A 4,456-nucleotide genomic window follows, 5' to 3' on the forward strand; every position below is an offset into this window, starting at 1 on the left:
GTCACGGCCGCGCCGGCGCCGCCGCCCACGGCGCCGCCGATCACCGCGCCGGTGCTGCCGCCCAGCGCGTTGCCGACCGCCGCGCCGGCAACGCCGCCGAGCGCGCGGCCGAGCGCGTTATTCAAGTCGCCCGCCACGGCAGGCAGCGACGCTATAGCCGCAGCTGCGACAATCGTAATTCCCGCAATTTTCTTCAACATCTGGTTTACCCGTGGTTTTGAGATGGCGGGCGCCAGTGTAGCAGTCGAAGCGAAAGTGACTTGTAAAAATGTGTGAGCGATGTGACTTGGCTCGACGTCGTTCGCGATGCGGCAGAACTGATCCGCGCACGTCGTGTCGGATTCGAGCGGGCTGGCGCGGCGTGCGCAGAACTGGCCGCATCGGCATCGCTTCGCCTCGTAAGATAAGATCGCGGCGACGCGCTTTTTGCCCAGTTCCCGTTTTCACCTCATCAGTCTTATGTTTCGGTCCGCTTTAAGTGTTCTTGCGTCGTTGGGTTCCACTCATCGCTTGGTTGCTCGTGCCGCTTTCTGCTCCGGTATCCGTTCGTTCAGGGGTGGCTCCGCCCTCGCCAGCACCGCCGTTGCGGCGCTGCGCGTGACCGTCGGCGCCGCCATATTGGGTTGTGCGCTCGCCGCGTGCTCGCCCGACTACGATTGGCGCACGATCATGAACAACGCCGACGGCTACACGATCGACCTGCCGGCGAAACCGATGCTCGATGAGCGCGACGTCGACATCGGCGGCACGCGAATGAAGATGAAGATGCAGTCGGCGCATGCCGAGGGTGCCGTTTTCGCGGTCGGCACCGTGATTCTGCCGAGCGACGATCCGCAACTGCGGCAAACGGTGCTCGACTCGCTGCGCACAGGACTGGCGCGCAACCTGGGCGCGGCTCCTGAGGCGCGTACGACGCAGGTGCCGCTTGCCGCGGGCGGCGAGGTGCCGGGCCTCGAGATGAGCGTCAGCGGCGACGCGGGCGAAAAGCGGGAGCACAGGACGATCCAGGTTTGGCTTGTTGCTCGCGGCAGGCACGTGTACCAGGCGACCATCATTGCCGACAAGGCGCCTCCTCAGGAGCAAGTCGATCAGTTCTTCCAGTCGTTCAAGCTCTACTGATCTTCGGCACGCGGGCGCGCGGAAAAGCGCGCCTAAGATCGTGTATCGAAGTGAAAGTTCCTTCAGAGGATGTGGCGCTAATTGCCGGATTTTTCGACAGTTTTCCAGCTATCCACAGCTCCTGTGGATAACTTTGTTGAAAACTCCTCCGCACCGTTCCCGGATGCCCGTCCTGCGGGCCTTTCCTTAAATTGCCCTGAATCGCGGCAACGCAAAAAAGTCAAATAAATCAATGTGCTGTAGAAAGTCCTTCGGGCAATGCCTTCAAACGGGCAATTGAAGCAGCCATGCCGGGAAATGTGCATAAGTCAAGTCTTGACAGCCGCGTTTTGCCGTTCGCGGGCCGGTAAGACTGGCCTTTGCGATGCCGCTTTCGCAAGTTGGCCCGCGTTCGGGATGTACCAAAGCGCAGATTGACCGCCGCGCCGCCGCTTACGAAGGTGAGAAAACCCGCCGATACTGCACCGCTTCGGCGACCTGTGCGGCATTTGGGGTGTCGTTGCCGGCCAGATCGGCAATCGAGCGCACGACTTTCAGCACGCGGTAGTAAGCGCGCGCCGACCAGCCGAATCGCTCCCCCGCCTCACGCAAAAGTGCCTCGCCCGCGGCGTCCGGGCGGCAGACTTCGTCCACCTCGCGCCCGCTCAATTCTCGGTTCGTCTTTCCTTGCCGGACAAGTTGCCGCTCGCGCGCCGCGACGACGCGTCTTGCGATCGATGCACTCGACTCCCCAGCCGCCGACGAGCGCGCCGCCAGCTCCGCGGGTGTCAGCGCGGGGATTTCGATTTGGATATCGATCCGGTCCAAGAGCGGCCCCGACAGCTTGCGCAGATAGCGCGTGGCGGCCTCCGGCGTGCAGCGGCAGCGGCCGTTCGGATCGCCGCGCCAGCCGCACGGGCACGGATTCATCGCGGCGATCAACTGGCAGGCGGCGGGAAAATCGGCTTGCAGCGCGGCTCGCGAGATCGTGATGCGGCCGGCTTCGAGCGGTTCGCGCAGCGTTTCGAGCACGTGGCGGTCGAACTCGGGCAGTTCGTCCAAGAAGAGCACGCCGAGATGGGCCAGCGTGATCTCGCCGGGCTGCGGCGGGTTGCGTCCGCCGACCAAGGCCGCCGCGCTCGACGAATGATGGGGCGCTCGAAACGGCCGCTGCCGCCATTGGGCCGGCGAGAACCCGAGCATGCTGGCCGACAGCATCGCGGCGGACGTGAGCGCTTCGTCGTCGCTCATCGGCGGCAGCAGGCTCGGCAGCCGCGCCGCGAGCATCGACTTGCCGGCGCCCGGCGGCCCGACCATCAGCACGTGATGGCCGCCAGCCGCTGCGACTTCCAGCGCGCGGCGCGCACCGCTCTGGCCGATCACGTCGGCCATGTCCGGCTGCTCGGCGGGCGGCGCGCTGTCGATCGAGGGCGCCGCGACCGGCGAGAGCCGCCCGTCTTGCGTGCCTGCAAGGTGCGCGCAGAGCGACGGCAAATCCACTGCGCCGTAGACGTCGACGCCTGGAACGAGGGCGGCTTCGCCGGCGCTGTCGAGCGGCAGGTAGAGTTCAGGTGCGCGTGTGTCGTCAGGCTCGGCGGGGGCGCTTAAGACGCCGACGGCCTCGCCAGACGAGGGCGCGTCGCGCCCATGCCCGCGCGCTGTGCCGCACGCCATGGCGAACGCTCCGCGCATCGGCCGCAACGCGCCGGTCAGCGACAGCTCGCCTGCGAATTCGCGGTGCGCGAGCGCTTCGGCCGGAATCTGACCGCTGGCGGCCAGGATGCCGAGCGCAATCGGCAAGTCGAAGCGGCCGGATTCTTTGGGTAGATCGGCTGGCGCGAGATTGACGGTGATCCGTCGTACAGGGAAATCGAAACCGCAGTTCTGCAGCGCGGCGCGCACGCGCTCGCGGCTTTCGCGAACTTCGAGGTCGGGCAGGCCGACGATCGAGAACGACGGCAGCCCGTTCGCGAGATGGACTTCGACGGTAACTTCAGGCGCACGGCTAGCGGCCGGCGCGCGCGAGCGCACCACGGCGAGCGACATGTCTTCTCCCTGCTAAAGAGGCGCTGCTACAGCCGCCTCTTCGTTGCTGACGACTTCACGGCTCGCTTGCCGGTGAGGCTCTCAAGAAAACGCCGGGCCGCCCCAAGTTGCGGGGGGCTGACGCGTAGCGACAGGTCTGGGGTCGCTCAATCAACAATCAGGACATCAGGAGTCTTGCGAGGTGGAAAGCTTCTGCTCGAGTTCGGCAACGCGCCGCTCGAGCTCTTCGAGCCGGGTGCGGGTGCGCACGAGCACCTGGGTTTGCGTATCGAACTCCTCGCGCGTGACCAGATCGAGCTTCGAAAAGCCTTGCGACAGCATGGCCTTGACGTTGCGCTCGACATCCTTGGCGGGCGAGTTCTTGAGGAGCTCGCTCATGCGGGCCTGAAAGTCGTTAAAGACATCGTTCGGTTGCTTCATATGTTCCCCTTGGGTGCACGAAAAACGTGCATCTTTCGTTTCGACTACGCACTGCATGCACGGATGAGCGAATTTGGTGCGCGACAGGCTTTCTTTGCCACGCGCGTGAGCGCGTTTGGTGCGTGCTCCGGCGTGGAAGGCGTCTGAACACTCTAGCAACGATCCCGACACCACGCCAGCGCATCCGCCCGGCGTTAGCCATCAGGCCGATGCCGCTTTCCGCCTCCTGTTTTACGCGTTCGTCCGCCCTTGCCGCAGCACATGGCACGCGAGTTGCTGTGGTTGGCCGGCACTCGCCGGCGCGCATTGTAGCGGCGTTCAGCGAATCGGCGTGGCCGACCGGTACGGCCGCGGCCGATGCACAAGGCATCCGCACGGGTTACGCAATAAAGGTTACGCAAACTAAAGCGAGGATTCTATGAAGCTCATTACCGCAATCATCAAGCCGTTCAAGCTCGATGAGGCGCGCGAAGCCTTGTCGGCCATCGGCGTCTCGGGCATCACGGTGACGGAAGTGAAGGGATTCGGGCGTCAGAAGGGGCATACCGAGCTGTATCGCGGGGCCGAGTACGTGGTCGATTTTCTGCCGAAGGTGAAGATCGAGGCCGCTGTGACGGACGATCTCGTCGACCAGGCGATCGAAGCGATCGAACGGGCGGCGCGCACGGGAAAGATCGGCGACGGGAAGATCTTCGTCACGCCGATCGAGCAAGTGATTCGGATCCGCACCGGCGAGACCGGCGCGGACGCCCTGTAAATAATTAGACAGCGACAAGAGGAAACGAAAGATGCGCAAATTATTGATGTCCATGCTGATGGCCGGGTCGCTGCTTGCGGGCGGCATCGGGGCAGCGCTTGCGGACGACGCGTCCGCGCCTGCCGCTGCGACGGC

General features: G+C 64.6%; 4 protein-coding genes and 1 pseudogene. 2 read left to right on the forward strand and 3 right to left on the reverse strand.

The window, feature by feature from the left end; genetic code table 11:
- Window positions 1-200, reverse strand: a pseudogene (locus tag J3489_RS36875) (hypothetical protein); the annotation flags it as partial.
- Window positions 201-597: 397 nt separating this feature from the next.
- Between J3489_RS36875 and J3489_RS36880 the strand changes: the two are divergent.
- The gene (locus J3489_RS36880) at window positions 598-1,119 is read left to right on the forward strand and encodes a hypothetical protein (RefSeq protein WP_309491490.1); all 522 of its coding nucleotides are present in this window, start codon (window positions 598-600) and stop codon (window positions 1,117-1,119) included.
- A 432-nt stretch (window positions 1,120-1,551) separates the two neighbouring features.
- Here J3489_RS36880 and J3489_RS36885 read toward each other — a convergent pair whose 3' ends face one another.
- A complete protein-coding gene (locus tag J3489_RS36885; RefSeq protein WP_207005718.1) occupies window positions 1,552-3,144 on the reverse strand; it encodes a YifB family Mg chelatase-like AAA ATPase in 1,593 nt (530 codons plus the stop codon).
- A gap of 165 nt (window positions 3,145-3,309) precedes the next feature.
- Window positions 3,310-3,564: an accessory factor UbiK family protein gene (locus J3489_RS36890; protein ID WP_207005719.1), complete on the reverse strand. Its 255-nt coding sequence runs from the start codon at window positions 3,562-3,564 to the stop codon at window positions 3,310-3,312.
- 418 nt (window positions 3,565-3,982) lie between these two features.
- Here J3489_RS36890 and J3489_RS36895 point away from each other — a divergent pair, with 418 nt between their 5' ends.
- Window positions 3,983-4,321, forward strand: coding sequence for a P-II family nitrogen regulator (locus J3489_RS36895; RefSeq protein ID WP_207005720.1), 339 nt, complete (start codon window positions 3,983-3,985; stop codon window positions 4,319-4,321).
- Window positions 4,322-4,456: the final 135 nt, after the last annotated feature.

This window comes from Trinickia mobilis, assembly GCF_017315705.1.
Taxonomy (GTDB): domain Bacteria; phylum Pseudomonadota; class Gammaproteobacteria; order Burkholderiales; family Burkholderiaceae; genus Trinickia_A; species Trinickia_A mobilis.

Coding starts and splice junctions, on each gene's coding strand:
- J3489_RS36885 (WP_207005718.1), bottom strand. CDS start 3,144: ATGTCGCTCGCCGTGGTGCGCTCGCGCGCGCCGGCCGCTAGCCGTGCG.
- J3489_RS36890 (WP_207005719.1), bottom strand. CDS start 3,564: ATGAAGCAACCGAACGATGTCTTTAACGACTTTCAGGCCCGCATGAGC.
- J3489_RS36895 (WP_207005720.1), top strand. CDS start 3,983: ATGAAGCTCATTACCGCAATCATCAAGCCGTTCAAGCTCGATGAGGCG.